The sequence below is a fragment of the Pseudomonas sp. Cab53 genome, assembly GCF_018325965.1.
GTDB classification, from domain to species: domain Bacteria; phylum Pseudomonadota; class Gammaproteobacteria; order Pseudomonadales; family Pseudomonadaceae; genus Aquipseudomonas; species Aquipseudomonas chlororaphis_E.
Map to the genome: position 1 here is coordinate 5,854,734 of NZ_AP021902.1, position 24,251 is coordinate 5,878,984.

Consider the following 24,251-nt stretch of genomic DNA (forward strand, 5'->3'; position numbering starts at 1 on the left):
CTTTCGCGAGCAAGCTCGCTCCCACAGTCGACCGAGGTCTGCCTGACAAAACTCGGTTAACTGTGCGAGCTTGCTCGCGATGCCCTTAACGCTTTTCCCACACCTCGAAGCTATACGCCGGCTTATCCCCTTCGGCCGGGTTCGGCTGGTTCGAAACCAGCGTCCACTGGTTCGCGTCGAACGCCGGAAACCACGCATCCCCTTCCGGGCTCAGCGCCACGCGGGTCAGGTACAGTCGGTCTGCCTGCTCCAGTGCCTGGGCGTACAGCTGCGCACCGCCGATCAACATCAGCTCATCGACACCCTGCGCCTGCGCCCAGGCTTCGGCCCGCTCCACGGCGGCGTCGAGGCTGGAAAAGACTTCCGCGCCCTCGAGCAGCAAGCCAGGCTGGCGACTGACCACGATGTTCAGGCGCCCCGGCAACGGTCGACCGAGGGAATCCCAGGTCTTGCGCCCCATGATGATCGGCTTGCCCAGGGTGGTGGCCTTGAAGTATTTGAAATCCCCCGGCAAGTGCCAGGGCATGCTGTTGTCGACGCCGATCACCCGGTTTTCACCAAGGGCTGCGATCAGGCTTAAGGGAAGTGTTTTTTTCATGCCGCCGAGGATACCAGAGGCGCGCCTTACCCCGACAGGCGCTACAGCGGTTATGCTCAAGCCTCATTTGAGCTACGGAAGCACCCGTGACGAAACTGCAAGAACTCTGGTTGACCGAGGCCATCCGCCTGCGTGAAGAGCACGCCGGCCCGTTGCAGGACCAGGAAGCTAATCGCCTGGCCCGTGCGGCCGGCGGTGAGTTGTCCACCCGTATCCGCCATCGCGCCCGCTGGCTGGCCGAGCGCGATGGCCTCGTCCTGGCTCTGCGCCACTGGTTGCAAGGGGCGCGCCTGGCACTGATGGTGTTGGCGGTGCTCGCCGTGGTCAGCGGCGCCGGCCTGGGCTTTGCCGCACTCGGCGACGGGCAGACGCCAGTCAACGTGTTCTGGGCCTTGGGCAGCCTCCTGGGCCTCAACCTGGTCTTGCTGATCGGCTGGGCCTTCGGCCTGGCGTTCGCCGGGGGCCAGGATGCCGTGCTGGGCCGCTTGTGGTTGTGGCTCAGCGAGAAGCTCGCCCGCGACGCCAAGGCCATCCAACTGGCGCCGGCCCTGCTGCTGTTGTTGCAACGAAAGCGACTCAACCGCTGGGTTCTCGGGGCGCTGGTCAACGGCGTCTGGCTGGTAGCGATGGTCAGCGCGCTGGTCATCGTACTGATGCTGATGGCGACCCGGCGCTACGGGTTTGTCTGGGAAACCACCCTGCTCGGCAGCGAGACCTTTGTTGCCCTGACCCGCGCCCTCGGTACTGTGCCTGCCCTGCTGGGTTTCAACGTACCGACCGTGGAGATGATCCGCGCCAGCGGCGACGGCGCCCTGAACCTCGACAGCGCCCGCCAGGCCTGGGCCACCTGGCTGGTGGGCGTGGTGCTGGTCTACGGCGTGCTGCCACGCCTGGGCCTGGCGCTGCTGTGCCTGTGGCGCTGGCGCCGCGGTCGCGCCGACCTGGCCCTGGACTTGAACCTGCCGGGCTATGCCCAGTTACGCGAACGCCTGATGCCCAGCAGCGAGCGACTGGGAATCAACGACGCCGCGCCCGCCCAGTTGCATCAGGTGCAAAGCCCCGCCGGCACGGTGCAAAGCACCGGCGCCTTGCTGGTGGCCATCGAGCTGGACGAGCGGCCCTGGCCGCCGAAGCTGCCCGACTCGGTGAAAAACGCCGGTGTCCTCGACAGCCGCGAGTCTCGCCACAAACTCCTCGAACAACTGTCGCGATTTCCACCGGCGCGGTTGGCGATTGCCTGTGATCCACGCCGCTCGCCAGACCGGGGCAGCCTGGCGTTGATCGCCGAACTGGCCCGCAGCGCCAGCGCCACCCGCGTGTGGCTGTTACAGGCGCCGCCCGGCGAAGCGCTGGACGCCGAACGCCTGGGCGACTGGCACAGCGCGCTGCAACAGCTGCAATTGCCTTTCGCCGATTGCGCCCCCATGAGCTGGCTGGAGAACGGCCATGACTGATTCCATCAAGCCGCTGAAACTGGCTGTGGTCGGGCATACCAACGTCGGCAAGACCTCGCTGCTGCGCACCCTTACCCGGGACGTCGGCTTCGGCGAAGTGTCCCATCGCCCGAGCACCACCCGGCACGTCGAGGGCGCACGCCTCTCGGTGGACGGGCAAGCCCTGCTGGAGCTGTACGACACCCCAGGCCTGGAGGACGCCATCGCCCTGCTCGACTACCTCGAATGCCTGGAGCGCCCCGGTGAACGCCTGGACGGCCCGGCACGCCTGGCCCGTTTTCTCGAAGGCAGCGAGGCGCGGCAACGCTTCGAGCAAGAGGCCAAGGTGTTGCGGCAGTTGCTCGCCAGCGACGCCGGCATTTATGTCATCGACGCCCGTGAACCGGTGCTGGCCAAGTACCGCGATGAGCTGGAGGTCCTCGCCAGTTGCGGCAAGCCGCTGCTGCCGGTACTCAATTTCGTCAGCAGCACCCAACACCGTGAGCCCGACTGGCGCGAAGCCCTGGCACGCTTGGGGCTGCATGCCCTGGTGCGCTTTGACAGCGTCGCGCCGCCCGAGGATGGCGAACGACGCTTGTATGAAAGCCTCGCGCTGTTGCTGGAAAGCGCCCGCGGGCAACTGGAGCGGTTGATTGCCGACCAACAGGCTCAGCGCCTGGCCCGCCAGCAGAGCGCAGCCCGGTTGATCGCCGAGCTGTTGATCGACTGCGCCGCCTGCCGCCGCAGCGTCGCCAGCGACCCCGAGCGGGAGCGCCAGGCCATCGACGAGCTACGCCATGCAGTGCGTCAGCGCGAACAACGCTGCGTCGAATCCCTGCTCAAGCTCTATGCCTTCCGCCCCCAGGACGCCGCCGCCTGTGACTTGCCACTGCTCGACGGACGCTGGGGCGATGACCTGTTCAATCCCGAGACTTTGAAGCAATTGGGTGTGCGGGTTGGCGGTGGAATCGCCGCAGGCGCCGCGGCCGGTGCCGGGGTGGACTTGCTGGTGGGCGGCCTGACCCTCGGCGCCGCCGCCCTCGCCGGGGCCATTGCCGGCGGCGCCCTGCAAACCGCCCGCAGCTACGGCAATCGACTCATGGGCAAACTCAAGGGCCAGCGCGAACTGACGGTGGACGACAGCGTGCTGCGCCTGCTGGCCCTGCGCCAACGGCAACTGCTGCAAGCCCTCAACCAGCGTGGCCATGCGGCCCTCGACAGCATCCGCATCGCCACGCCCCAGGCAGACAAGACCTGGCGCGAAGGCAAGCTGCCCGACGCCCTGGCCAAGGCCCGCGCCCATCCCCAGTGGTCCAGCCTCAACCCCCAGGCGCGGTTGAGCCAGGCTGAGCGGCAGGAGCAGATCGAGCAGTTGGCGGGTCAGTTATGACAGAAGACCGACTGTGGCGAGGGGATTTATCCCCGCTGGGGCGCGCAGCGTCCCTGATGCCTGACACCACGATGTGTCTGACAGACCGTGTCGATTCTTTTGGGGGCGCTGCGCACCCCAGCGGGGATAAATCCCCTCGCCACAACAGGGTTGTGCCAGATAGCAATCAGCGACTGTTCAACACCACGAGCGCCAACGCAACTTCAGCCAACTCCAACTCATTGAACACCCGCACCCCATGGCGCTTGAGCAAGGCCGCTGTCACGCCCTCGCCACTGACTTTCACGCCACTAAACGTGCCGTCGTAGGTCAGCAGGTTGCCGCACGATGGGCTGTTGGCCTTGAGCACGGCGATCCGGATGCCGTGTTCGCGCACCAGCGCCAGCGCCTGGTCGGCGCCCGACAGGAACTGCGCACTCACGTCCTCGCCGTCTGTGGTGATCACCGCCGCCTGGCCGTCGAGCACCTGGACGCCCTGTCCACCGGCAATCTCCGCCGCGGCCCGGGGCGTGGGCAGGCCGCCGGCGACTTCCGGGCACAGGGGCACGACCCGGCCTTCGTCGAGCCATTGCTGAAGTTGATCGAATGGCCCGCTGGCACCGCCGTCATAGCGCACCCGGTGGCCGAGCAGGCAGCGACTGACCAGGATTTTTTCCATGGGGTCAGAACAACTCGTTGCCGCGGCGCCGGAACCAGCCGGTCAAGGACAGGCGGTTGCGCGTGGCCGGCAGGACTTCGTGGGGAATGTCGCCCGAGAGGAACACCACCAGGCAACCGCCGACGGGCACGACGTCATGCTCCACGCCATCGTCCAGGTACATGCGCAGTTGGCCACCCTGTTCCGCCGACCAGGCGTCATTGAGGTAGAGCACCGCCGACACCATGCGCCGGTCGTCGTCACGAAAGCGGTCGACATGCTTGAGGTAGAACGCGCCGGGCGGGTACAGGGCGAAGTGGCTTTCGAAATCCTCCAGGCCCAGGAACAGCCCACGGTTCATCGCCTCGCGCAGGCTGTCCATCAAGGCCAGGTAATGATCGCAAGCCTGCGCCTGGCCAGGCTCGATCCATTGGATGCGATCACCCCGGATACCTTCGCGGATCTCCGAGAACGGTCCGCGCCCGACCGCCGCCGGCGCCAGTTCGCCTTCGGCGGCGCGCTGGCGACACTCGGCCGCCAGGGCGCGGGTCAGCGCGTCCGGCAGGAACAGGTTCTGCTGCGACCAGCCGCGCTCGGCCAGGTCGTCGACGATACGTAACAGCAGCGGGTGATCAGAAGGTATTTGCATGGCGCGCATAGTATGCCTGTGCCTGCAAAACCGACAGCGCCACGCAGCGACTTTACGGCGCCAGGTAGCACTGGCGTACGAACTTGATACGAATTCTCGACAAGTTCCCATGCCCCACGGAGAATAGTCGGCTGCTGACAGGAGTCCCTATGCGCCGTTTGCTTTTCTCACTGTTGATGTTCTGCGTGTTGCCCGCCTGGGCAGACAGCTACGACCAGTTGTACAAGGTCGCCGGCTGGCCGGAACAACGGGCGCATTTCAATGACGCCCTGAGCGCGGCCCAGCAGCGCTACCAGAGCAGCCTGCCACCGGCGGTGTTCCAGGCCCTGGTGACCAACAGCAATCAACGCTTCGCCCCCCAGGCCATGGACCAGCGGGCCGAGGCGCAAATGCGCAAGAACCTTCGCGATCCGAACCCGGCACTGAATTTTTTCCAGACGCCCCTGGGTCGCAAGGTCGTGGCGGCCGAGTTGCTGGCCACCCGGCGCGATCAACTGGCCAAGAACGCCAAGGGCTTGCCGAAGATGCAAGCCAGTGACAATCGCCTGCTGATCATCGGCCACCTGGCCCAGGCCCTGCCCGCCCGCGAGGCCGGCGCCGAGGTCAGCCTGGCGATCGCCGGCGTCGCGGCCGACAGCCTGAGTTCGATGATCCCCGGCCTGCTGGGCGCCGGCCAGGCCCAGGGCATGCTGAACGGCCAGCGCCAGCGGTTGATGGAACAGATCGGCGCGGACCTGAACAACACGCTGCTGTACGTCTACCGTGACCTGAGCGATACCGAGCTGGAAGAGTTCGCCACTTTCGCCGAATCAGCCGAGGGCCAGGCTTATTATCAAGCCGCGCTGGCGGCGATCCGGGCGGGGCTGGCGGTGGGGCAGAATCTCGGGCAGTAGTGCCCAATAACGCCATCGCGAGCAAGCTCGCTCCCACAGGGTTTTGAGTACGCTCAGATTTCCCGAACGCCAGAGGTCCAATGTGGGAGCGAGCTTGCTCGCGATTGCACATTCAAAGTCACCGCCGCATCCGGCTCATCCGCTTCGCCAGAAACCCGAACATCTCCTGGCGCAACGCCAGGGTCTCGTTCGCCAGGTGATGCCGTCCCTGGGGCAGCATCAGCACCTGGGGCCGGTCGAACTTGCTGCGCAACACGTCCAGGTTGTGTTTCCAATCCACCGTCATGTCGGCCTGGCCCTGCACGATCAGCGGCTGGCGTGGGCTGCCCGGGGCGGCCTCGATACGCTTGATCCACTGGCCCAGCGCCCCGACCCACGCCGTGGGCAGGCGGAGCGGTTGCAGCGGGTCGGCTTGCAGGAATGGCAGGAACTGCGGGTCACTGGAGTTTTCGCTGAAGCGCCGGGCAATACCGGTCACGAACGGCTTGAGCAGGTAATAACTGAGGCGCGACCAGCCCCAGGCCCGCGGTCGCACCAAAGGCGACAACAGGATGACCTGGCCCTGGGCCGGGCTCTGGGCGCCCTGGTTGAGCACGTGATCGACCACGATGGCGCCACCGGTGCTCTGCCCGCACAAGTGCCAGGGCTGGGGCAGCTCCAGCGTGGCGGCCTCGCCCAACAGGCCCTGCAAGGTGGCCTGGTACTCGGCGAAATCACCGATGCTGGCGCGCTCGCCACTGGACAGGCCATGGCCCGGCAAGTCACAGGCGATCACCGCGAAGCCCTGCTCCAGGCCCCATTCGATCAAGTGCCGGTACAGCCCCATGTGATCGTAATAGCCGTGGAACACGAACAGCGTCGCCACGGTTTTTTCCGGCCACCAGACCTGACTGACCAGCGTGTAACCCTCTACCTCGAAACACCCCAGTCCCTTGCGCACGTCGCGCCCGGGAAAGTCCAGGCCGTAGAAGCGCTGGTACGCCTGGGCTTGCTCCGACAGGGGTTGCCACCGGGCCAGAGGTTGCAGGCTGGCACGCAGGAGATCGGGATCGAAAGGAGCAGGCATCAATAGGTCCAGGCAGAAGCGCATCGCGCGAAACAGACTTTGTAGGCCTGTGATATTCATCTGTCGCAGCGGGCATGGCAAGCTACGCGACCTCAGAGGATCGACACCATGCGCCCGTCCCACCGCACGACCTTGCTTGCCAGCCTGCTTGCCCTCGCGTGCGCCATCCTGTTGTGGGTGGCCTACGACTGGTTCCAGGGGCGTTTCCTGCGGGCCTTCAGCCAACACACGGCGGTATTTTCCGGCGAGCCGCTGCGCCTGCCGTCCGAGCTGGCCGGCCCCGGTGCCATCCGCCTGGTGCATTTCTGGGACCCGGCCTGCCCGTGCAACGTCGGTAACCAGCAACACCTGTCCGAACTGGTCGATCAATATGCCGCGCAGGGCGTAGAGTTTTATGCGGTTCAGAAAACCGGCAGCCAGGGCCAATTGCCCGCGACGCTCAGCCGCCTCAAACCCCTCGCCACACTCCCCGGTTCCAACCAGATTCCCGCCAGCCCGGCAGTGGCGATCTGGGACCACAGCGGCCAACTGGCGTACTTCGGTCCCTACAGCGAAGGGCTGACCTGCAACTCCACTAACAGCTTTATCGAGCCGATCCTTGAAGCGCTTAGTGCTGGCCGAAAAGTTAACGCCACTAACACATTGGCGGTCGGCTGTTATTGCCCCTGGTCAACTCCCAAGTGACTAATCTGAACTACGAAACGTATTTCCAAAACCCACTAGTTCAGTACTAAGCGATCGAACATTTGTTTGATTGTAGAGCGTTTGCTCCAAACAGGCGCTTGCGCTGAACCGTTTGTCGGATCCAATTTTCAGAAGCCCCTCCTACACGCCTCGTTTTTTGGCCGAACCCCATGCCAGACGGGTTGCGCAGGGGTGTTCCGGCTTTCCGGCCGTTGAGCTGAAACGATTAACATCTGCCGTGCCAGCATGAACTTTTTTTTAATCGGTTCTCTAAACCTCCGTAGCAAACAGAACGTTGGTCTCAAGTCGGTCATGCCGCGGCGCGGGAAATTTCTACGCGCCTTTGATCTTTAAATTGTCGACCTCCTACCAAAACAAGAATGGAATCGTCAGTGATGCAAAAGATGCTTTGCGCTGCACTTTCCACTACCCATAAAGAGGATGTTCTCAACCTTGAGGCGTTTGCCCAAAGTGTGGCGCCGCTCATGGTTGACGTGCTATTGCGCGGCGAAACCGGCACCGGCAAAGACACGCTGGCGGAGAAAATCCACCGCATGTCCGGTCGTTCAGGCAAATTCGTCGCCATCAACTGCGCCGCCATTCCCGAGAGCCTGGCGGAGAGTCAACTGTTCGGGGCCAACACCGGTGCGTTTACCGGTGTCAGCCAGAGCCGCGCAGGGTTCGTCGAGGCGGCGCATAACGGAACGCTGTACCTGGACGAGGTCGACAGCATGCCCCTGGCGTTGCAAGCCAAGCTGCTGCGTGTCCTGGAATCCAGGACCGTCCAGCGCTTGGGTTCGACCCAGAGCATCCCGGTGAACATGCGGGTGATCGCCTCCGCCCAGTGCCCTTTGGGGGAGATGGTCGAACGGGGCGAGTTTCGTCGCGACCTGTACTTCCGGCTGAACATCGTCAGCCTCAAGCTGCCGCCCCTGCGCAGCCGCAAGGAACGTATCGTGCCGCTGTTCCAGTCACTGGTGCGGCGTGAAGCCAAGGCCCTGGACCGGCCCTACATCCCCCCGTCGCCGGAGCTGTTGTGCCACCTGATCGGCTACGCCTGGCCAGGGAACATCCGTGAGCTGCAATCCGCCGCCAAACGCTACGTGCTGGGCCTGCCGGCGCTGCCCCGTGCCGAACTCTCGGAGCACTGCAACACCACGCTCAATTTGAAAGAGCAACTGCAGCAGTTCGAGAAAGTGCTCATCGAAGACTGCATGCGTCGCCACCATCGTCATATCGACAAGGTCATCGCCGAGCTGGGCATCGCACGGCGCACGCTCTACTACCGGATGAAGTGCCTGGAAATATCGATGGGTTGAGTGCCCGGCGTGGAACCGTTTCCACCTGCGCCGCCACCTAACCTTCGAGACACTCACAACCGTCTCGCCATTCCACAATCCGGAGATACGACTATGAGTTTTGGTGGAGCTTCTCTTGCGGCCTCCATGGCGGCCATGCAGCAGATGGATGCTACCTCGGCCGCGATGACGACCATGAAATCCGAATTCGACCAAAAGAAACTGATCGCCGACACCATGAACGCCATCTCGGCAGAGTCCATGGACAGTGCCACCAAGGCCATTACGGCCATGGGGGAGGCGTCCAAGAACATACGATTCTGACAACCCGCTTCAAGCCCCGCCGCGGCGGGGTCTCTTCAAGCGCGATGAGATCAGGCCCATGCATATCGATCGGCTGAACAGCCTTCGTCCTCCCGCAGCCCTTTCACATGACGACTCCACGCAACGCCGCGCCTCGATCACCCAGGGCCTGGCAGATGCGGTGATCGAGCACCTGACGCAGCATGCGAGCAGCGGCCGGTTGAAAGAGTCACTGGTGCGATGGGGCGGTGAACACGACTCGGCAGGTGGACGCTCGCCCTTCGGCTGGCAGCCCCCGCAGCAGGGCTTGGCCGTGGAAACGGAAAACCCGCTGAACCTGGTCCTGACGGACATCCTGGAAGAGATCAACGGCGGTACCGGCCAGAACCTGGAGGTCGATATCGACGACGCCTATTCCGATGAGGACCTGTTTGGCGACCTGGCGCAGATGTTCGCCCATCGCCGGCCACCCATCGGCGACAACGACGTCGGCAGCCAGAGTGATTTCGGCAGTGCGAACAACCCGTTCTGCGGCGCGCTGTTCGGCGCCTGGGAAACGGACGGCCCGCTCGACCGGCATAACGCCAGCCTGCGGCTGTTGCTCAGGCTCATCGCGGTGCTGGGCCGGCGCAAGCTGCTGACGCTGCTGGACATCGACGACAGCGCGGGCCAGGCGCGCTACGAGCCGGACGACCAGGACCTGTTGTTCGAGATCGCCAGCTTCATGGACCAGCACCCACAGCGCTATCCGCCGCCCAGCACCCACGGCGAAACGTGGACATGGACCGAGCGCATCGCCCTCGGCACGCCACTGCAAGCCCACGAAACCCGGCTGTTCCAGCTGGCCCTGGAACAACTGGACCTGGCGCTGGCTCGCCTGGCAGGCCAGTACCCGGTCGCGCGGCGGCGAGCCCGGCGCGGGCGTGAGGAAATCGAGTTTCACCTGAGCGTCACCGGCAGTGCCCGCAACGTCCTGCGGCTGATGTGCGCCTGAAGGCATCCGCCCCTTTTGATTCGTCCCCTCGAGATTGGAGAAGCCCATGGAAATACAAGCCATCGATGCCAGCCAACTGGCCTCCTCACCGGCCAAGGCGGGCGCACGGCCGCAGGCCAGCGCCGAGACCAGCGACGTCAGCTGGTTCAACGCCCAGATGCGCGAGAAACCACCGGCGCCGGATAACGAAAACAACGTCGCGGCACGCATCATCGATTCGCTGTCGAGTCGCTCCGGCGAACTGCAACGACTGGACGAGCGCGCCAACCGCGACATGCTCAAGGCCATCCGCACCGCCGACCCGCAGGACATGTTGCAGTCCAACCGGTCGTTGTCGTCGTTCCACCTGGAAAGCCTGATGACCGCGAAACTGGTCAGCAAAGGCTCCCAGGCGATCGAGAAGCTCACTAACCTCCAGTAAAGGAAATGCCGGCCATGTTCATGCGCGCATGCTCAACGTTGTTACTGTGCCTGCTGCTCACGGCTTGCGAGGAGCGATCGGCGCTGCACAGCCGCCTCTCCGAGCAGGATGCCAACGAAGTGATCGCAGAGTTGGCGGACAAGAACATCGAGGCGAGCAAGCAAGTCGACAAGGACGGCATGACCGTCCTGGTCGAGCCCGCCGACATGAACAGTGCCGTCCACGTGCTCGAAGCGGCCGGCCTGCCGCGGCGCTCACGTTCCAGCCTGGGGGATATCTTCCGCAAGGAAGGGGTCATTTCCACGCCACTGGAAGAGCGCGCCCGCTATATCTACGCGTTGTCCCAGGAGCTCGAATCGACCTTGTCGCAGATCGACGGCGTGGTGCTCGCCCGGGTCCATGTGGTCCTGCCGGAGCGGGTCGCGCCCGGCGAGCCGGTGCAACCGGCGTCGGCCTCGGTGTTCATCAAGCACACCGGGGCGCTGGATCCCGACAGCATCACGCCACGGGTGCGCAACCTGATCGCCAGCGGGATCCCCGGCATGGCCGATGCGGCCCACAATGCGAGCAAGTTGTCGGTGGTGTTCGTGCCCACCGTGCCGTATCAGGAGCGGCGCAAGATGGCGCACTTCGGGCCGTTCGTCATGCAGGCCGAGGAAGTCGCCTACTGGCGAACGGTCACTGTGGTGGCGGGCATCATATTGCTGGGGATCCTGCTGGGCGCCGGCTATGGTCTCTACCGGTTGTGGCGCAAGGGCGCCCTGACGCTGCCGCGCTTTCTCGAACACAAGCTCGCCCGGCCGGGCGCCCCCGCCGCACCACCGGGCAACACGGCGGCACCGTTGTTCGCGGTCAAGACACCGGGCGCTGGAACCCATGACAAAGGCTCTGCCGCATGAGCGCCGCGCTGGAGTGGGTTCACTGGTGGCACCACGCCTGGCGCCAGGCCACCCCCGAATGGCAGCCACTCGACCTTGCCCGACTGAGTGCGTCACGCCTCGACGCCCTGGCCCGTGGGCACCACGCCACGCTGGCCAGGCGCTTCGGCATGACGCCCTGCACGCCACCCAGGCCGAGCCCGGCGCAGCAGGCACTGCTTTGCACACCGGCCGCCCTGGCCCTGGCCTGTGAACTGGTGGCGACCACCTGTTCACCGTTGACGGCCACCCCGGCATTGTCGGCGCAGGACCGCGCCTGGTGCGAACGCACGGCCAAGGCATTGCGCCCCGGGCATTGGCTCGAACCGGACCAGGATCCGCTCGCGCTGCTGCGGGCCTGGCTCGACGAACCGACCTGGCAACGGGCGCGCCTGGCGTTCCCTCGCGCAAGGATCATGGCCATCGAATGCAGCACGGCGCCCCAACCCCAACCGCCCGCGGCCAGGCTCGACACGCTCTGGCAGTCCGCCTGCTGGAAAGCCGGGCAAAGCCTGGCGTCCCCCGTCCCTACCCCCCACGACACGGAGATCCACGATGCTCGCCCGGCGCTCGCTTGAACTACGCCCCGAAGGCCAGGGCTTGCTGCAGCCCTATATCGCGCGCGAAACCCTGGTCGATTGCGCCCGTGCGCAACGTGTCATCGAACACGCCAGGGACCAGGCCGCGCAGTTGCTCGAACAGGCCAACGAAGTGGCCGAAGCGCAGGTCCTTGAGGCCCAGGCGCAATTCTGGGACAAGGCCGACGCCCTGCTCGCCACATGGGAAGCGCAGCGCCAGGCGATGTGGGAGCAGATTGAAAGCAGCGCTGCACGGCTGGTCAACGAGGCCCTACAAACGCTACTGGACGAGGTGCCCGAACCGGCGCGCATCGATGCGCTGGTGCGTCAGCTGGCCTCGGGGCAACGCGATCCGGCCACCGCTACCCTGCACTGTCATCCCGAAGACCTGGCGAGCCTGACCCGCAGCCTCGGCAACGCCAGCCCGCAAGCCTGGACGCCGGTGGCCGATGCCGGCATGGACCGTCAGCAGGTGAAACTGCAAACCCCTGGCGGCACGTTCCAGCTCGACTGGCCCAGCGCCGTGCAAGCGCTGCGGCTGCCAGAGCCGCAACCCTAAATCCAGTCCCCCGCTTCTTTTCTCGCTTCCTTGCGGAACCGCCACGGGCGTAACCACCACTCACCGGGTGAACACGCCCAAGCCCGGAGGAACCGTTTATGTCTTCTATCGATGCCCTGCAGCGCCGCCTCGACACTTACTTCCAACGCGCCACCGACAACGTCAACAACGCGGCGATGAACGCTGCGCAGAGCCAGTCCCTGGACGACATGCACACCTTCCTCACCAGCATGAACGGCATGTCGGTCGCGGTGACGGCGGCCACTCAACAGACCACGGCCCACCACAACCTCGCCAAGGCGATCATCGATGCAATGCCATGAGCTGCGCGCGCAGCTCATTCGCTGGAGTGCCGGCGCCGATGAGCCCGCGCCTTTCACCCTGGTCATCGACGACGGCGACGTCACCTTCGACAAACTCGAAGGCGCGCTGCTGCTGTCGGTCGAGCTGCCCGCCAGCGTGTCCAACGAGGCGGCCCTGGAAGAGGTGCTCCGGCTGGCCCACCCGAGCCTTTCGCGATTCCCCGGGGCACTGGCGCGCGCGCCCCACGATGCGCGGTTGTGGTTGATGGCGCAGCTGGCTCCGGACGGACACGTCGACGACTTGATCGAGTTGCTCGAAGCGCTGCTCAACCAGCGCGACACCTGGCAATCGATTCTGCAAAAAGCCCCACGTGCGGCGGCGGCGCCCGTGGCGCGGCGGCCCTCGCACGCTCATTTCCTTGGAACAGGACTGCGCCATGCCTAACCAGTGGTTTATGCCGTACCGCTTGATGACCGAAGGCAACGCCCGTCTTCGCCAGTTGATCACGCAGCGCTGGGCGAGCCCCTCGCTGATTGCGCTGGTGCTGGCCGGCTCGCTTGGGCTGGCCGCGCCGACACAGGCCGCCGTGCCCACCGATTGGAAGAACACCCCCTATGCCTATGACGCCCAGGCCACGCCGCTGACCAAGGTACTCGATGACTTCGCCAATACCTTCGGCGTGCAACTGGTGATCGACGGCACCGTCAAGGGCACGGTGGAAGGCCGGATGCGGGCCGAAAGCCCCCAGGCGTTCCTCGACCGGCTCGGGCTGGAGAATCGCTTCCAGTGGTTCGTGTACGGCAGCAGCCTGTACGTCAGCCCGTTGCAGAACCAACGCTCCAAGCGCCTGGAGGTGTCCGCCGATGCAGTGCCGGACATGAAACAGGCGCTGACCGATATCGGCCTGCTGGACCCGCGTTTCGGCTGGGGTGAATTGCCTGACGAAGGCGTGGTGCTGATCACCGGTCCCGAACGCTACGTGCGCCTGGTGACCCAGTTCGCCAGGGCACGCAAGACCCCCGAAGAAAAACAGGAAGTCATCAGCTTCCCGCTGCGCTACGCCACCGCGGCCGACCGCAACATCAAATACCGGGGCGACACCCTGGTCATCCCCGGCGTCGCCAGCATCCTGCGGGGCCTGCTGGAGAATCGTGGCTCGACCTCCGGCGCGGCACCCACCGCCCTGCCCCAAGCGTCGTTCCAGAACATGCAGGGCAACCAATCGATGGCCATGGGCAATATCGAACAACTGGCCTTCAACGGCATGGGCCGCCCGAACACCACCCGCGTGCAGCCCGGCGATAGCGGCGGTGGGAGCCGCGGCAAGATTCGTGTCGAAGCCGATGTGCGCAACAACGCCGTGCTCATCTACGACGCGCCCAAGCGCCGGGAAATCTATACCCCGCTGATCCGCGACGTGGACGTGCCGCGCAAACTGGTGGAAATCGACGCGATCATCCTGGACATCGACCGGACCCAACTGGCCGAACTGGCCTCCAACTGGAACGTCGAGAGCGGCGACCTGATCGGCGGCGCCTCGATGCTGCGCCCCGGTGCCAGCTCGACGGTATTCATCCAGGACTACGGCGACTTTTCCGCGCAACTGCGCGCGCTGGAAGGCCGCGGCCTGGCCACGGTGGTCGCCAACCCCTCGGTCCTGACCCTGGAGAACCAGCCGGCGGTCATCGACTTCAGCCGTACCGAATACCTCTCCGCCATCGGCGAGCGCGTGGCCAACATCGAACCCATCACCGCCGGCACCAGCCTGCAAGTGGTGCCGCATGCCATCGAGACCGGCGGGCACAAGCAGATCCAGATGGCCCTGGACATCGAAGACGGCCGCATCGAACCTTCCGAGGTTGGCCAGCAGACGCCCAGCGTGCGCCGCGGGGTGGTCAGCACCCAGGCGGTCATGGGCGAAAGCCGTTCGCTGGTGGTGGGCGGTTTCCACACCGAGGAAACCGGCGACAACCTGGAACGGGTGCCATGGCTGGGGCGCATCCCGCTGCTGGGGCCGCTACTGTTTTCGTCGACCACCCGCGAAACCAGCCGCCGGGAGCGAGTGTTCATCCTGACGCCACGCCTGATCGGCGACCAGGTCGACCCGGCCCGCTACATCTCGACCCTCGACCGCGAACAGGTGGACAGCGCCATGGCGCGCCTGGAAGAGCGGCGCAACGGCAAGCGCCCGGTCGGTCGCCTGGAAGTCAGCGACGTGCTCGCCCGCCTGGCCGACGGCAACATCCCGGCCTCGTTCAAGCAGGCCGATTCGATTCCCTACTCCCCCGAGACGCTGTGCGCCTTGCAGCCCGGACTGACGCTGGACGCCTCGCGCGCCCAATGGTTCGCCGGCCCCGACTACGGCATCGCCGTGGGCGTGGTGCGCAACGATGGCCAGCGGCGGTTGCGCTTCGATGAAGCGAGCTGTGGCAGCCGCTGGACCCTGGCGGCCTCTGCCTGGCCGAAAGTGTGGCTGGAACCCGGTGAGGAAACCGAAGTGTTCGTGGTCATGAACCAGCCCGCGCGCGTACCGGGCGGCGAACGTCCTTCCCTACTGCAAACCACTGCGAGGATGAACCCATGAGGCGCACACCGCTGCTGCTCGCCGTACTCCTGAGCCTGCCGGTATTCGCCGGCTGCGCAAGTCGCTCGGGCTGCCAGGCCGGTTCCTGTGAACGTGCCGAGCCCGACCCTGCGCGGATCGTCGTCTGGTGGTCGCCCGGCATGCGCGGCGGCCTCGGCTCGCCCGAACACCCACTCGACCACAGCGTCGTCCCCTTGGAGAACTGAATCGGCATGTCTTTCTCGGTGCACAGCGCAAGCACTCGCCAAGCTTTTCAAAAGAACATCATCGCCGGCATTGCGACGTATTGGGAAATTGCCCCCGGCATTGAGTTCGGCTTGAGACGCGAGCCTCACAGCGTGGGGCTCGCGCTACAAGTACAAAGCCAGGTGCTACGCGCCAACCAGATCCAGCAAGCGCTCGAACGACGCTTCGCCAACCCGCTGGAATACGCTCAACTGTTCGTGTTCCTCGACCCACAGCGAGCGCTCGTGGTGTGGCAGGCGCTGCCGGACTCCTCCATCACATCTGAACTGCTCGACGAGATCCAGTCCCGACAGCTTTCGCTGCTGGGCCTGGAAGACCTCGACGACCGTCCAGCCACCTACTGAGGTTCGCCATGACCGCCGCACCGCTCGCCCAACGTTTGATCTCGGCCCTCGCAGACCATCTGCACGCGGACTTGCAACTGGAGCAAGGTGTGTGCGCGCTGTATGACAAGCACAACCGCGAAGCGGTGGTCATCGAGTTGCCCGAGCACAGCGACATGGCCATTCTGCACTGCGCGATCGAGGTGACGGTCCACGCCCCCGGCCTGCACAAGCGCCTGCTGGAACTCAACTTTCGCCTGGACCTGCTCGGCGGCAGCTGGCTGGCCCTGGACGACAAGGCCTGTGTTCGCCTGTGCGCCCACAGCGCGTTGTCGGCCCTCGACGAAACCCGGTTCTGTCATTGGGTGGTGGGGTTCGTCGCCCAGGTCAACGAGGTGCGCCCTCGCATCCTCGATTTGGCCAAGCCGGGCGAACCCCGTCCGGCGAGCCTCGCCATGAACCGCACCCGCCTGGGTTGAACCGCCCCGTCGAGCCCCACCAGGTACGCCTGGCGGGGCCGTGGGCATCGGGCCTCAACGCAGCTTCATCGCTTCGCCACCTTCCTGCATGACCTTCCTGGCGCTGTCCAGGAAGCCCTTGGTGACTTCTGTCACCGTGTCGCTCATCAGCTTGGTCATGTCCGCGGCACTCTTGATTTTCAGCATCGCCGCCTGGCGCTCCTCGATGCCCATCTGAAGTTCGAACTGATTCGCCATCAACTGTCGCTGACGGGACTCCATGTCGCTCAGCAGCGTTTGCTCGGAGCTAGGTGCCGGCGGCGGGGTCGCCGTATCGGTTTCGGCGGACGGCCGTGGCTGCGGGGGCTGGGACCTGGCACGGGACGCGCGGGTTTCCTCGCGGGTGCGGGTTCGACCGCGCTGATGCAACGTCGGGGGCGTCGAGGACGAACGCCCTCGTGCCTGCAAGCTCTGGCTGGTGCGGCGTTGTTGGGCTTCGAGAGGCTGCTGGCTCAACGTGGAAGCGTTGGACAACAGGCTGCTGTCGACCCCGTGCAGGGCGCCTGTGCGCCCGACAAGGCTTGGATCATGGGGCATGGGAAATTCTCCAGTGGGTTCCTCGGGAGGATAGGCGGGCCATAGCGGCAAGCCGGCAGCGCCCGGACGAATCCGGCTCATCCCCTGAGTGGCCGTCACGGGTGCATCGGTTCCCTCGCCCGGCCTCAGCGCAGGTTCAACTCCGGAATCTCGATCACCTCGGCCTTGGCCTCGTCGTCCAGTTCCCGCAGCACCCGGTAGATGTGCGCCACTGCCTGGAGCGTCTCGCGGGGGATGAAACCGCCGACGTCCTCGCGGTAGATCGTGCGCGCCAGCCAAATGCACTGGATGACCGGGATCCGCGCCGCCTTGGCCCGCTCGATCAGCGCCCGGGCCTCGGCATCGACGCCCTTGACGATGAGCTGCGGCAGCGCCGTTTCCTCGGGCCGGTAGCGCAGCGCGACGGCAAAGTGAGTGGGGTTGACCACCAGCATGTCGGCGTCCTCCACCGGCTGAGCTTCCTTCTCGGCGGACTGCCCGGCCAACTGCCGGGCCAGGTTGCGGCGGTGCATCTTGACGTGCGGATCGCCTTCCATTTCCTTGAATTCCTTGCGCACTTCTTCCTCGCTCATGCGCAAGCGCTTGGCAAAAAAGTACTTCTGCAGGCCGAAGTCGATGATCGCCAACACCAGCAACACCGCCAGGCACGTGTGCATGATGTGCCGGAACAAGCTGGCCAACCCGCGCCAGTAGGTTTGCAGGTCGCCGTTGACCAGGCTGACCAACGCCCCGAGCGCCGGCATCGTGACCAGGTACAGCACGGCCCCGATGAACACTGCCTTGACCAGCCCCATGAACAGGTTGATCAGCGCCTGCCCGGAAAACATCTGCTGGGCCTGGTTCAGCGGGTTCAGGCGGTTCGGGTCAGGCGCCAGGGCCTCGGGGGAGAACAGGAAGCCGAACTGTATCCAGCCGGCCACCAGCCGCGTGGCAATCGCCAGCCCCACGGTCATCAGGGTGAAGCTGAGCAACACGCTACCGGCATGGGCCAGGGTTTCCTCGAAGGCCCGCGTGAAATCGACGTCCAGCCGATGCAGCGGGAAGGCCGCCAGGTCTTGCAGCGTCTGCATGCTGTCATCGGCCAGCGTCAACGCCACCTCGGTGACCGCCGCGAGCACCAGCAGGCTGCTGAGGTCCTGGCTCTGGCCAACCTGGCCTTTGTTGCGGGCGTCGCGAATCTTCTTCGGCGTCGCGCTCTTGGTCTTTTCGCCACTGTCTTCACTCATCGGCGAGCCCCTCCCTCAGGGCGCCTGCAACAGCAGGTCAAGCAGGTGCCGGATTTCCCCATAGCGGATGAGACGGCCGGTCATCGCGTCCCACAGCGTGGGCAGGTAGAACAGCAAGAAGCCCAGGCCAATCAGGCTCTTGGCCGGCATGGCGAGGATAAACACCTGCAGTTGCGGGCTGTACAGGCTCAGCAGCGCCAGGCTGAACTCCACCAGCAACAACAGGCCAATGAACGGCGCGGCGTAGAGCAGCATGTGCATGAACATCTCGGCGAGCAGCCCGAGGAACACCCCGAAGCCATCCGCGCCGGGCAGCGGGAACCAGGTCGTGGGCGACCAGACCAGGTAGCTGTCCCAGATCACCTGGGTCAAGGTGCCGATGCCCAGGGTGGCGACCAGCAACAGGATGATCATCTCCTTGAACAGGTGGCCCAGGGGCGTGGTATCGGTGCCCAGTGCCGGGTTCAACTGGCCGCCGATGAGCGCGCCGCGCTGGTTGTCCAGCAAGGCCCCCACCGATTCGTACAGCCAGAACGGCATCGCCAGCAACACCCCGAGCAAGAAGCCCAATATCAGCTCCTTGACCATCAAGCCGCCCAGGAACAGCCAGTTGACCTGGGCGTCGATCAGCGCCTGGCGGATACCGGGGGCCGGCAACATCGCCAGGGCGAAGACGATGGCATGGCGCGGCAGGCCGCGCAGGTGCTGGAAGCAGAACACCGGCACCAGGTAGGCGACCGGATAGATGCGCGCCATGCCGAGCGCCACCGACAGCAGCAGGTCGAAATAGGGCAGGAACGCCGAGGCCGCCATCAGGTGTTGGCCATCATTTCAAAGGCCCGGCGCAGCAATCCCATCAGTTCTCCGCCCACCCAGCGCCCGGTCACCAGCAGGGTCAGCCCCACCGCCACCAGCTTGATGCCGAACGGCAGGGTCTGGTCCTGGATCTGCATCAAGGCCTGCACCAGCGAGGTCAGCACCCCCACTAGCACCGCCACGATCAACGGCGGCGCGGAGAGCAGGACCACCAGCAACATGCCTTCCTTGAACAGCGTCATCGCGTCCATCGCAGGTCCTCAGAGGTAGGAATAGAAGAGGCTGTCCAGTAGCTGCGTCCAACCCTGGGCAAGCACGAAGACCAGCAACTTGAGCGGCAACGAAATGGTCATGGGCGCCACCATCTGCATGCCGAGCGCCAGCAGCAGGTTGGACACGATCAGGTCGATGACGATGAACGGGATGTAGATCAAAAAGCCCATCTGAAAGCCCGCCTCCAGTTCCGACAGCATGAACGCCGGGATCAGCAGCATCAGGTCATCGCGACTGGCCTGCTCGGCGCGCTCCTTGGGCCACATTCGCTGGGTGTTCTCCAACAGGTGGGTGAGGATGTCCGGGTTGGTGTTACGCGACATGAAGGCTTGCAGAGGCTTGATCGCGTTCAGGGCCGACCCCTGCAACGCCTCGGTGTTGCTGAAGTCCAGCGGCCGTTCTTTGAGCGCTTCGGCCACGTTGTGGCCCACCGGCGCCATGATGAACAGCGTCGCGGCCAGCGCAATGGCATACAGCGCCATGTTCGGCGGCACTTGCTGCACGCCGATGGCGTTACGGGTGATGGTCAGCACGATGGCGATCTTGAGGAACGCGCTGCAGATGATCAGCAGCAGCGGCACCAGGGAAATGCCCCCGATGAACAGCGCCAGCAGGAAGGGGTCGACCCCCTGGAAGCTCATCCAGCCACATCCACGCGGACGATCTGCAAGCCCAGCCGGCCATCGACCTCCACCAACTCGCCATGGGCCACGGGCCGCTCGCCATAGAACAAGGCCCCGGCCCCCGCGGCTACGCCTTGCACTTGCAGCACCGCGCCGGGTGCCAGGTTGCGCAGTTCGCCCAAGGTCAGGTTCAGGTGGCCGCAACGTACCGTGAGCGCCAGCGGCAGGTCGTCGAAACGTTCATGGCGGTCGACGGCCGCTTGTTGTGCCGCCGGTGCGTCCTCGGCATCGGCTCCGGCTTCGGCGTCGGCCTGGGCCAAGGTCGCCGGGTCGAACGCCGCCGGGTCCTGTTCGTCGGCGGCGTAGCGGGCGGTGTCGTCCCATTCGGGCGTCAGGATGTCGGTGTCGGCGGTGCTGCTCATAGCGGTCTCCTCAAGCGCGAGTACGGTCAGGTGCAACGGTGCGGCGTGGCTGTGCACCTGCACGTGTAGGCAATGCCGGCCCAGGCGAACCAGGCCTTGGCCGGATGAATCGAACCGGTGTTCCTCGGGTATCACCACGTCACCGGGGCGAAGGGCGGCGAGCTGTCCGCTGGCCAGGGCCAGGTGCCCGACCAGCAGCGGCACGCGGAACATAAAGTGTTCGGTCCAGGGCTCGGCCTGGCGCTGCCAGAGGGCGGCGTCGAGCAGGCCCAGCAAGGTCTGGCCGGGCACCTCCAGGTGGCTGACCACACGCGCGGCCCCCAACTGCACCTCGAGTCGACAGGCAATGCCGCTGACTCCGGTCGCGGCCAGCGGCTTGAGAAAACCGAAGGCTTGGCGCAAGGGCTCGCTCAGGAGCTGATGGAACAGGGACCAGAACCACTCGTCATCGGCCCCGGGCTCGGCGGGCAAGACCACCGGGCACTCACCGAACAGGCTCAGCACCGGGCCGGGTTCACCCAAGACAAACGCCCCGTGGGCACACTCGAGCACAGCGGGCGAGGCACCCGTGGGGCCGTTGCCCAGGCTCAGCGCCAGTCGCCCCGTTTCTCCCGCCACGTCGAACGGCAACTCGACGCCAGCCCCCAGCCGTTGGCGGGCGACGGCTTCCTCGGCGCTGACCGATGGCAGCGACAGTGCAAATGCGCTCATGTCAGTCGTCCTCCTCTACGCGTGCCACGTGCACGCTCACCGGTTGTCCCAGGCTCTGCGTCAAGGCGTCTTCGAGGTGGCCGCTTCGGCTCGACAGGCGCGCCTGCACCTCATCGCTTTCGCCACTCAGGCCGATGTCCCAGCCGGGACCACTGTCCAGCCGCCGTGCCAGCACCTTGATCCGTCCCAGGTGCGGCAGGTGCAGCAACAGGTCCAGTTGCAGGTCCTGGGTGGCGCGCAAGCGCGGCGTGAGCTGATCGACAAACGCCTCCACATCACTGCCGTCCAGGCCCACCAGGCCCGACAACGAGCCCGCCCCGGCAGTGTCCTGTTGCAAGCCGCCCTCTGGTGCCTCGACCCATTGGCGGAACCAGTAGCCGTCGCTGCGACCGATCGTGGCTTCCGGGTCGCGATCGGTGCCGGGCGTGCAATCACGCAGCGTCGAGCGTAGCGCCCGACTCGCCTGGGCCGGTGGCGGTTCATACCCACGCAACGGGTGGCGAACCGGGGCGCTCGGCGGTTCGTGCCGAGGCACCGGCTCATGGCGTACGGGACGTTCATTCATCGCATGACTCCTGCGCCAGGCGCTCCATCAACGCCTTCAGCTTTTCCAGGTCGCGGCGGCGCCCGCGCAGGCGCTGCTGTGCCGCTTCCGTGTCCTGTGCCTGCTGGGCCCGGGCAGCGTCCAGCGCCTGCACGCCCTGGGCTTGCTCGGCCAGCTCGCCCATCAGGCGGCGTTCCTGGGTACTCCAGGCATTCAACTCGACCACGCTCAGCGCCCGCCCACGGTGTTCGTCGCACAGGGCCGCACGCTGCGCGGCCTGGCGCTCACTGGCCGCCTGCCACTGCGCCCGCGCCGCTGCCACGCTGGCTTCGCGCTCACGCAGCAGGTCACGGGCCTGGCGCCACGCCCGCTCGGCCTGCGCCTCACGGTGACGACGCACCGGCGCCAGGGCATCCAGGTCAGCTTGGGACATAGGCAGTCAACTGGTGCAGGTGAGCCAGGGTCGAGGGCATCGGCTCCGGCTCGCGCAGGTCCTGGCGCAAAAAACCGTCCAGGGCCCCGCGTGACTCCACGGCCAGGTCGGTCAGCGGGTCGGCGCCGGCCTGGTACTCACCCAGGCGCAGCATCAGTTCGATCTGATCGTAGGCCGACAACAACCGGCGCAGGTTGATGCCCGCCCGCAGGTGCTCCGCCTCGGCCACATTGGCCAGGGTCCGCGACAAGCTCGCCAGCACGTCGATGGCCGGGTAGTGCCCGCGCTCAGCCAGTTTTCGCGACAGGACAATGTGGCCGTCGAGCAACGAGCGCACTTCGTCGGCCACCGGATCGTTCATCGAGTCCTGCTCGATCAGCACGGTGTACAACGCGGTGATGGCGCCGTCTTGGGTCAACCCGGCCCGCTCGACCAGGCGCGGCAGCAGGCTGTAGACCGACGGCGGCAGGCCTCCGCGCCCCAACGGTTCACCGGCGGCCAGGCCGATTTCACGCTGGGCCCGGGCAAACCGGGTCAGGGAATCGATCAACAGCAGGACGCGCCGGCCTTCGGCTCGAAAGCCCTCGGCCAGTGCCGTCGCCGTGAAAGCCGCGCGGGCGCGTTCCATGCTGGAACGATCGGAAGTGGCGCACACCAGCACCGCGCGGGCCCGGAGTTCGTCGTCGAGTTCGTGATCGAGGAACTCGCGCAATTCGCGCCCACGTTCGCCAATCAGGCCGAACACGATGACGTCGCAATCGACGTTGCGGGCGATCTCTGCCAGCAGCGTGGTCTTGCCGCAGCCGGCACCGGCGAACAACCCCACGCGCTGGCCTTCGCCGAGGGTCAGCGGCCCGTCGATGGCACGCACGCCAGTCGTCAGGGCGTGCTGGATGCGGGGCCGAGCGGTGGGCGCAGGCGCTTCGCCAATCACCACCGACGCGTGCAGCACGGACGCATCGGCAAACGCGCCGGCGCCACCGTCCACCAGCGGCCGGCCGAACCCGTCCAGTACCTGGCCCAACAACTGCGGCCCCACGTGCACCCGGTGCGGCATGCCCAGGGGCTCCACCGTCGCCCCGACGCGCACGCCTTCCAGGCCGCCCAGGGCACTGAGCAAGGCGTCGTGCTGGTCGAAGCCGACGATCTCGGCGAGCAGTGGCTCACGGGCATCGCGCTCGACCCGGCACAGATCGCCGATCTGCGCCTCGGGCAGCCGGCATTGCAACAGAATGCCGTTGACCCGTTGCACCCGCCCGCGCACCGCGACCGGCGCGAACCGCTGCAAGCGTGCTCGCTGGGCGCTTTCCCAGGCCTGCAGGCGTGCCGCCGCCGCGTGTGTCATCACCAGGTGACCTCGTAGCGTTGGTCACCTTCGAAGGTCACCTTGTCGTTGCCGATGGCCGTCAGACGCAAGCCATCGATCTGGTCGCCGAGAAACAACCGGCGGCCGTCGGACGTGACGACATGGCCGCGCTTGCCGCCCACGATCTGGGCGATCTGGAACGGCAACTGCGTCAGGTGCTCCTGCACGTTGGCGGTGACCGGAACCGGGGTTTCATAACGGTCGTTGAACCGCTCGACCAGGCGCTCGACAACCGCCAGGCGCTGGCGCGGCAGCTCGCCCACCAGCACCAGGCGATCGTCCCGGGACTCGACCTGAACCTGCGCCGCGAGGTCGCGCTCTTGCAACATGCGATCCAGCTCCAGGCGCACCGCCGCGACGTTGTCCAGCGTCACCTTGCTGCGCTTGAGTGACTGGGCCGGGCCGGGCGCCACGGGCTGCGCCGGTTGGCTGGTAAAGGCCCAGGCACTGGACGCCACGGTGATCACGGCGGCAGCAATGGCCAGGCGCCTGGGCCACCAGGGCCGGGCCGCCGATTTCAGGTTGTCCGGGCTGCCTGCCGCCGGCGCACCGTTCTCCAACGCCGCCTCCTGGGGCCACGGTTGGTCGGCCGGGGCGAGGCACAGCCAGATGCCGGCGACGACAAAAGGCGCGTTGACCGGCAACGGTTCCGTGGGCGTCCAGGGTTGCCCTTGTGCATCACACGCCACGCCATCCAGCAGCGCCAGCCGCCACTGTTCCTCCACTCGTTCAAGGCGCACGTGCCGGGCGCAGATGCCTGGATCGTAGAGGGCCAGGTCGGCGTCCTCCGCCGCCCCGACCACCCATTCATCGCCCACCAACGGCAAGGCCGCACCCCGGTGCAGACCACTCAATACCCGTAGCTCGAACATGGCCAACTCCTCAAGGGGCGACATCGCTCGCCCT

General features: G+C 65.9%; 31 protein-coding genes. 17 read left to right on the top strand and 14 right to left on the bottom strand.

Annotated elements, in window-relative coordinates:
• Nucleotides 1–85: 85 nt before the first annotated feature.
• Entirely contained in the window at nt 86–598 is a 513-nt protein-coding gene (locus tag KI241_RS25785) for a dihydrofolate reductase (RefSeq protein WP_042731188.1), read from the bottom strand.
• An 86-nt stretch (nt 599–684) separates the two neighbouring features.
• Here KI241_RS25785 and KI241_RS25790 point away from each other — a divergent pair, with 86 nt between their 5' ends.
• Together KI241_RS25790 and KI241_RS25795 are read left to right on the top strand one after the other, a co-directional pair.
• A complete protein-coding gene (locus KI241_RS25790; protein ID WP_042731189.1) occupies nt 685–2,052 on the top strand; it encodes a DUF2868 domain-containing protein in 1,368 nt (455 codons plus the stop codon).
• A complete protein-coding gene (locus KI241_RS25795) occupies nt 2,045–3,421 on the top strand; it encodes a GTPase/DUF3482 domain-containing protein (protein WP_042731190.1) in 1,377 nt (458 codons plus the stop codon). Before KI241_RS25790 ends, KI241_RS25795 begins: the two co-directional genes overlap by 8 nt.
• Nucleotides 3,422–3,587: 166 nt before the next feature.
• Here the strand turns inward: KI241_RS25795 and KI241_RS25800 are convergent, their stop codons facing one another.
• Both KI241_RS25800 and KI241_RS25805 read right to left on the bottom strand, forming a co-directional pair.
• Nucleotides 3,588–4,079 carry a DUF523 domain-containing protein gene (locus KI241_RS25800; RefSeq protein ID WP_042731307.1) on the bottom strand — a complete coding sequence of 164 codons (492 nt, stop codon included), beginning with the start codon at nt 4,077–4,079 and terminating at the stop codon, nt 3,588–3,590.
• Between the two features lie 4 nt (nt 4,080–4,083).
• Nucleotides 4,084–4,716 carry a 2OG-Fe(II) oxygenase gene (locus tag KI241_RS25805; RefSeq protein WP_042731306.1) on the bottom strand — a complete coding sequence of 211 codons (633 nt, stop codon included), beginning with the start codon at nt 4,714–4,716 and terminating at the stop codon, nt 4,084–4,086.
• A gap of 140 nt (nt 4,717–4,856) precedes the next feature.
• Here KI241_RS25805 and KI241_RS25810 point away from each other — a divergent pair, with 140 nt between their 5' ends.
• Nucleotides 4,857–5,600 carry a DUF2059 domain-containing protein gene (locus KI241_RS25810; RefSeq protein ID WP_042731305.1) on the top strand — a complete coding sequence of 248 codons (744 nt, stop codon included), beginning with the start codon at nt 4,857–4,859 and terminating at the stop codon, nt 5,598–5,600.
• A gap of 118 nt (nt 5,601–5,718) precedes the next feature.
• On the opposite strand, the gene KI241_RS25815 is transcribed toward KI241_RS25810, so the two are convergent.
• A complete protein-coding gene (locus KI241_RS25815; protein ID WP_042731308.1) occupies nt 5,719–6,666 on the bottom strand; it encodes an alpha/beta hydrolase in 948 nt (315 codons plus the stop codon).
• A gap of 108 nt (nt 6,667–6,774) precedes the next feature.
• Between KI241_RS25815 and KI241_RS25820 the strand changes: the two genes are divergently transcribed.
• From KI241_RS25820 to KI241_RS25885, 14 genes are all read left to right on the top strand, one after another.
• A complete protein-coding gene (locus KI241_RS25820) occupies nt 6,775–7,350 on the top strand; it encodes a DUF6436 domain-containing protein (protein ID WP_042731304.1) in 576 nt (191 codons plus the stop codon).
• Between the two features lie 395 nt (nt 7,351–7,745).
• On the top strand, nt 7,746–8,669 hold the full coding sequence (locus KI241_RS25825; protein WP_042731303.1) for a sigma-54 dependent transcriptional regulator: 924 nt from the start codon (nt 7,746–7,748) through the stop codon (nt 8,667–8,669).
• A 9-nt stretch (nt 8,670–8,678) separates the two neighbouring features.
• Nucleotides 8,679–8,972: a hypothetical protein gene (locus tag KI241_RS25830; protein ID WP_348532641.1), complete on the top strand. Its 294-nt coding sequence runs from the start codon at nt 8,679–8,681 to the stop codon at nt 8,970–8,972.
• Between the two features lie 58 nt (nt 8,973–9,030).
• Entirely contained in the window at nt 9,031–9,945 is a 915-nt protein-coding gene (locus KI241_RS25835; RefSeq protein ID WP_042731301.1) for a type III secretion protein, read from the top strand.
• A gap of 46 nt (nt 9,946–9,991) precedes the next feature.
• Entirely contained in the window at nt 9,992–10,366 is a 375-nt protein-coding gene (gene sctI, locus KI241_RS25840) for a type III secretion system inner rod subunit SctI (RefSeq protein WP_042731300.1), read from the top strand.
• 14 nt (nt 10,367–10,380) lie between these two features.
• Entirely contained in the window at nt 10,381–11,265 is an 885-nt protein-coding gene (sctJ, locus tag KI241_RS25845) for a type III secretion inner membrane ring lipoprotein SctJ (RefSeq protein ID WP_042731299.1), read from the top strand.
• Nucleotides 11,262–11,861, top strand: coding sequence for a hypothetical protein (locus KI241_RS25850; RefSeq protein ID WP_042731298.1), 600 nt, complete (start codon nt 11,262–11,264; stop codon nt 11,859–11,861). The genes sctJ and KI241_RS25850 overlap by 4 nt, the downstream gene beginning before the upstream one ends.
• Nucleotides 11,839–12,420 carry a type III secretion system stator protein SctL gene (sctL, locus tag KI241_RS25855; RefSeq protein ID WP_042731297.1) on the top strand — a complete coding sequence of 194 codons (582 nt, stop codon included), beginning with the start codon at nt 11,839–11,841 and terminating at the stop codon, nt 12,418–12,420. Before KI241_RS25850 ends, sctL begins: the two co-directional genes overlap by 23 nt.
• Before the next feature lie 98 nt (nt 12,421–12,518).
• Nucleotides 12,519–12,743: a type III secretion protein gene (locus tag KI241_RS25860; protein WP_042731296.1), complete on the top strand. Its 225-nt coding sequence runs from the start codon at nt 12,519–12,521 to the stop codon at nt 12,741–12,743.
• Complete coding sequence (locus KI241_RS25865; RefSeq protein ID WP_042731295.1) at nt 12,730–13,167, top strand: type III secretion system chaperone; 438 nt, start codon at nt 12,730–12,732, stop codon at nt 13,165–13,167. The genes KI241_RS25860 and KI241_RS25865 overlap by 14 nt, the downstream gene beginning before the upstream one ends.
• Complete coding sequence (gene sctC / locus KI241_RS25870) at nt 13,160–15,307, top strand: type III secretion system outer membrane ring subunit SctC (RefSeq protein WP_047735831.1); 2,148 nt, start codon at nt 13,160–13,162, stop codon at nt 15,305–15,307. Before KI241_RS25865 ends, sctC begins: the two co-directional genes overlap by 8 nt.
• Nucleotides 15,304–15,513, top strand: a complete 210-nt coding sequence (gene hrpT, locus KI241_RS25875) for an HrpT family type III secretion system protein (protein WP_042731022.1) — start codon at nt 15,304–15,306, stop codon at nt 15,511–15,513. Before sctC ends, hrpT begins: the two co-directional genes overlap by 4 nt.
• Nucleotides 15,514–15,519: 6 nt before the next feature.
• A complete protein-coding gene (locus KI241_RS25880) occupies nt 15,520–15,897 on the top strand; it encodes a hypothetical protein (protein ID WP_042731021.1) in 378 nt (125 codons plus the stop codon).
• A gap of 8 nt (nt 15,898–15,905) precedes the next feature.
• On the top strand, nt 15,906–16,355 hold the full coding sequence (locus KI241_RS25885) for a type III secretion system chaperone (protein WP_042731020.1): 450 nt from the start codon (nt 15,906–15,908) through the stop codon (nt 16,353–16,355).
• Nucleotides 16,356–16,409: 54 nt separating this feature from the next.
• Here the strand turns inward: KI241_RS25885 and KI241_RS25890 are convergent, their stop codons facing one another.
• The 10 genes from KI241_RS25890 to KI241_RS25935 all read right to left on the bottom strand — a co-directional run bounded on the left by KI241_RS25890 (nt 16,410) and on the right by KI241_RS25935 (nt 24,217).
• Nucleotides 16,410–16,931, bottom strand: coding sequence for a type III effector (locus KI241_RS25890; protein WP_185057675.1), 522 nt, complete (start codon nt 16,929–16,931; stop codon nt 16,410–16,412).
• A gap of 125 nt (nt 16,932–17,056) precedes the next feature.
• Nucleotides 17,057–18,157, bottom strand: a complete 1,101-nt coding sequence (sctU, locus tag KI241_RS25895; protein WP_042731019.1) for a type III secretion system export apparatus subunit SctU — start codon at nt 18,155–18,157, stop codon at nt 17,057–17,059.
• 15 nt (nt 18,158–18,172) lie between these two features.
• Nucleotides 18,173–18,970: a type III secretion system export apparatus subunit SctT gene (gene sctT, locus KI241_RS25900; RefSeq protein WP_042731018.1), complete on the bottom strand. Its 798-nt coding sequence runs from the start codon at nt 18,968–18,970 to the stop codon at nt 18,173–18,175.
• Entirely contained in the window at nt 18,970–19,224 is a 255-nt protein-coding gene (sctS, locus tag KI241_RS25905) for a type III secretion system export apparatus subunit SctS (RefSeq protein ID WP_042731017.1), read from the bottom strand. Before sctS ends, sctT begins: the two co-directional genes overlap by 1 nt.
• 9 nt (nt 19,225–19,233) lie before the next feature.
• Nucleotides 19,234–19,887, bottom strand: a complete 654-nt coding sequence (gene sctR / locus KI241_RS25910) for a type III secretion system export apparatus subunit SctR (RefSeq protein WP_042731016.1) — start codon at nt 19,885–19,887, stop codon at nt 19,234–19,236.
• A complete protein-coding gene (locus KI241_RS25915; protein ID WP_042731015.1) occupies nt 19,884–21,002 on the bottom strand; it encodes a FliM/FliN family flagellar motor switch protein in 1,119 nt (372 codons plus the stop codon). Before KI241_RS25915 ends, sctR begins: the two co-directional genes overlap by 4 nt.
• A 1-nt stretch (nt 21,003) precedes the next feature.
• A complete protein-coding gene (locus KI241_RS25920) occupies nt 21,004–21,567 on the bottom strand; it encodes a hypothetical protein (RefSeq protein ID WP_042731014.1) in 564 nt (187 codons plus the stop codon).
• Nucleotides 21,560–21,979: a hypothetical protein gene (locus KI241_RS25925; protein WP_047735826.1), complete on the bottom strand. Its 420-nt coding sequence runs from the start codon at nt 21,977–21,979 to the stop codon at nt 21,560–21,562. The genes KI241_RS25920 and KI241_RS25925 overlap by 8 nt, the downstream gene beginning before the upstream one ends.
• Nucleotides 21,966–23,324, bottom strand: coding sequence for a FliI/YscN family ATPase (locus tag KI241_RS25930; protein ID WP_042731012.1), 1,359 nt, complete (start codon nt 23,322–23,324; stop codon nt 21,966–21,968). Before KI241_RS25930 ends, KI241_RS25925 begins: the two co-directional genes overlap by 14 nt.
• Nucleotides 23,324–24,217: an FHA domain-containing protein gene (locus KI241_RS25935; protein ID WP_042731011.1), complete on the bottom strand. Its 894-nt coding sequence runs from the start codon at nt 24,215–24,217 to the stop codon at nt 23,324–23,326. The genes KI241_RS25930 and KI241_RS25935 overlap by 1 nt, the downstream gene beginning before the upstream one ends.
• Nucleotides 24,218–24,251 lie beyond the last annotated feature (34 nt).

Excerpts from the sequence above, each read along its gene's own strand:
- sctT (WP_042731018.1), bottom strand. The coding sequence starts at position 18,970 with ATGGCGGCCTCGGCGTTCCTGCCCTATTTCGACCTGCTGCTGTCGGTG.
- KI241_RS25825 (WP_042731303.1), top strand. The coding sequence starts at position 7,746 with ATGCAAAAGATGCTTTGCGCTGCACTTTCCACTACCCATAAAGAGGAT.
- sctL (WP_042731297.1), top strand. The coding sequence starts at position 11,839 with ATGCTCGCCCGGCGCTCGCTTGAACTACGCCCCGAAGGCCAGGGCTTG.
- KI241_RS25885 (WP_042731020.1), top strand. The coding sequence starts at position 15,906 with ATGACCGCCGCACCGCTCGCCCAACGTTTGATCTCGGCCCTCGCAGAC.
- KI241_RS25850 (WP_042731298.1), top strand. The coding sequence starts at position 11,262 with ATGAGCGCCGCGCTGGAGTGGGTTCACTGGTGGCACCACGCCTGGCGC.
- sctS (WP_042731017.1), bottom strand. The coding sequence starts at position 19,224 with ATGGACGCGATGACGCTGTTCAAGGAAGGCATGTTGCTGGTGGTCCTG.
- KI241_RS25800 (WP_042731307.1), bottom strand. The coding sequence starts at position 4,079 with ATGGAAAAAATCCTGGTCAGTCGCTGCCTGCTCGGCCACCGGGTGCGC.
- sctR (WP_042731016.1), bottom strand. The coding sequence starts at position 19,887 with ATGAGCTTCCAGGGGGTCGACCCCTTCCTGCTGGCGCTGTTCATCGGG.
- KI241_RS25890 (WP_185057675.1), bottom strand. The coding sequence starts at position 16,931 with ATGCCCCATGATCCAAGCCTTGTCGGGCGCACAGGCGCCCTGCACGGG.
- KI241_RS25815 (WP_042731308.1), bottom strand. The coding sequence starts at position 6,666 with ATGCCTGCTCCTTTCGATCCCGATCTCCTGCGTGCCAGCCTGCAACCT.
- KI241_RS25795 (WP_042731190.1), top strand. The coding sequence starts at position 2,045 with ATGACTGATTCCATCAAGCCGCTGAAACTGGCTGTGGTCGGGCATACC.
- KI241_RS25820 (WP_042731304.1), top strand. The coding sequence starts at position 6,775 with ATGCGCCCGTCCCACCGCACGACCTTGCTTGCCAGCCTGCTTGCCCTC.
- sctU (WP_042731019.1), bottom strand. The coding sequence starts at position 18,157 with ATGAGTGAAGACAGTGGCGAAAAGACCAAGAGCGCGACGCCGAAGAAG.
- sctC (WP_047735831.1), top strand. The coding sequence starts at position 13,160 with ATGCCTAACCAGTGGTTTATGCCGTACCGCTTGATGACCGAAGGCAAC.
- KI241_RS25880 (WP_042731021.1), top strand. The coding sequence starts at position 15,520 with ATGTCTTTCTCGGTGCACAGCGCAAGCACTCGCCAAGCTTTTCAAAAG.
- hrpT (WP_042731022.1), top strand. The coding sequence starts at position 15,304 with ATGAGGCGCACACCGCTGCTGCTCGCCGTACTCCTGAGCCTGCCGGTA.
- KI241_RS25920 (WP_042731014.1), bottom strand. The coding sequence starts at position 21,567 with ATGAATGAACGTCCCGTACGCCATGAGCCGGTGCCTCGGCACGAACCG.
- KI241_RS25930 (WP_042731012.1), bottom strand. The coding sequence starts at position 23,324 with ATGACACACGCGGCGGCGGCACGCCTGCAGGCCTGGGAAAGCGCCCAG.
- KI241_RS25925 (WP_047735826.1), bottom strand. The coding sequence starts at position 21,979 with ATGTCCCAAGCTGACCTGGATGCCCTGGCGCCGGTGCGTCGTCACCGT.
- KI241_RS25865 (WP_042731295.1), top strand. The coding sequence starts at position 12,730 with ATGCAATGCCATGAGCTGCGCGCGCAGCTCATTCGCTGGAGTGCCGGC.
- KI241_RS25835 (WP_042731301.1), top strand. The coding sequence starts at position 9,031 with ATGCATATCGATCGGCTGAACAGCCTTCGTCCTCCCGCAGCCCTTTCA.
- sctI (WP_042731300.1), top strand. The coding sequence starts at position 9,992 with ATGGAAATACAAGCCATCGATGCCAGCCAACTGGCCTCCTCACCGGCC.
- sctJ (WP_042731299.1), top strand. The coding sequence starts at position 10,381 with ATGTTCATGCGCGCATGCTCAACGTTGTTACTGTGCCTGCTGCTCACG.
- KI241_RS25915 (WP_042731015.1), bottom strand. The coding sequence starts at position 21,002 with ATGAGCGCATTTGCACTGTCGCTGCCATCGGTCAGCGCCGAGGAAGCC.
- KI241_RS25785 (WP_042731188.1), bottom strand. The coding sequence starts at position 598 with ATGAAAAAAACACTTCCCTTAAGCCTGATCGCAGCCCTTGGTGAAAAC.
- KI241_RS25810 (WP_042731305.1), top strand. The coding sequence starts at position 4,857 with ATGCGCCGTTTGCTTTTCTCACTGTTGATGTTCTGCGTGTTGCCCGCC.
- KI241_RS25935 (WP_042731011.1), bottom strand. The coding sequence starts at position 24,217 with ATGTTCGAGCTACGGGTATTGAGTGGTCTGCACCGGGGTGCGGCCTTG.
- KI241_RS25860 (WP_042731296.1), top strand. The coding sequence starts at position 12,519 with ATGTCTTCTATCGATGCCCTGCAGCGCCGCCTCGACACTTACTTCCAA.
- KI241_RS25805 (WP_042731306.1), bottom strand. The coding sequence starts at position 4,716 with ATGCGCGCCATGCAAATACCTTCTGATCACCCGCTGCTGTTACGTATC.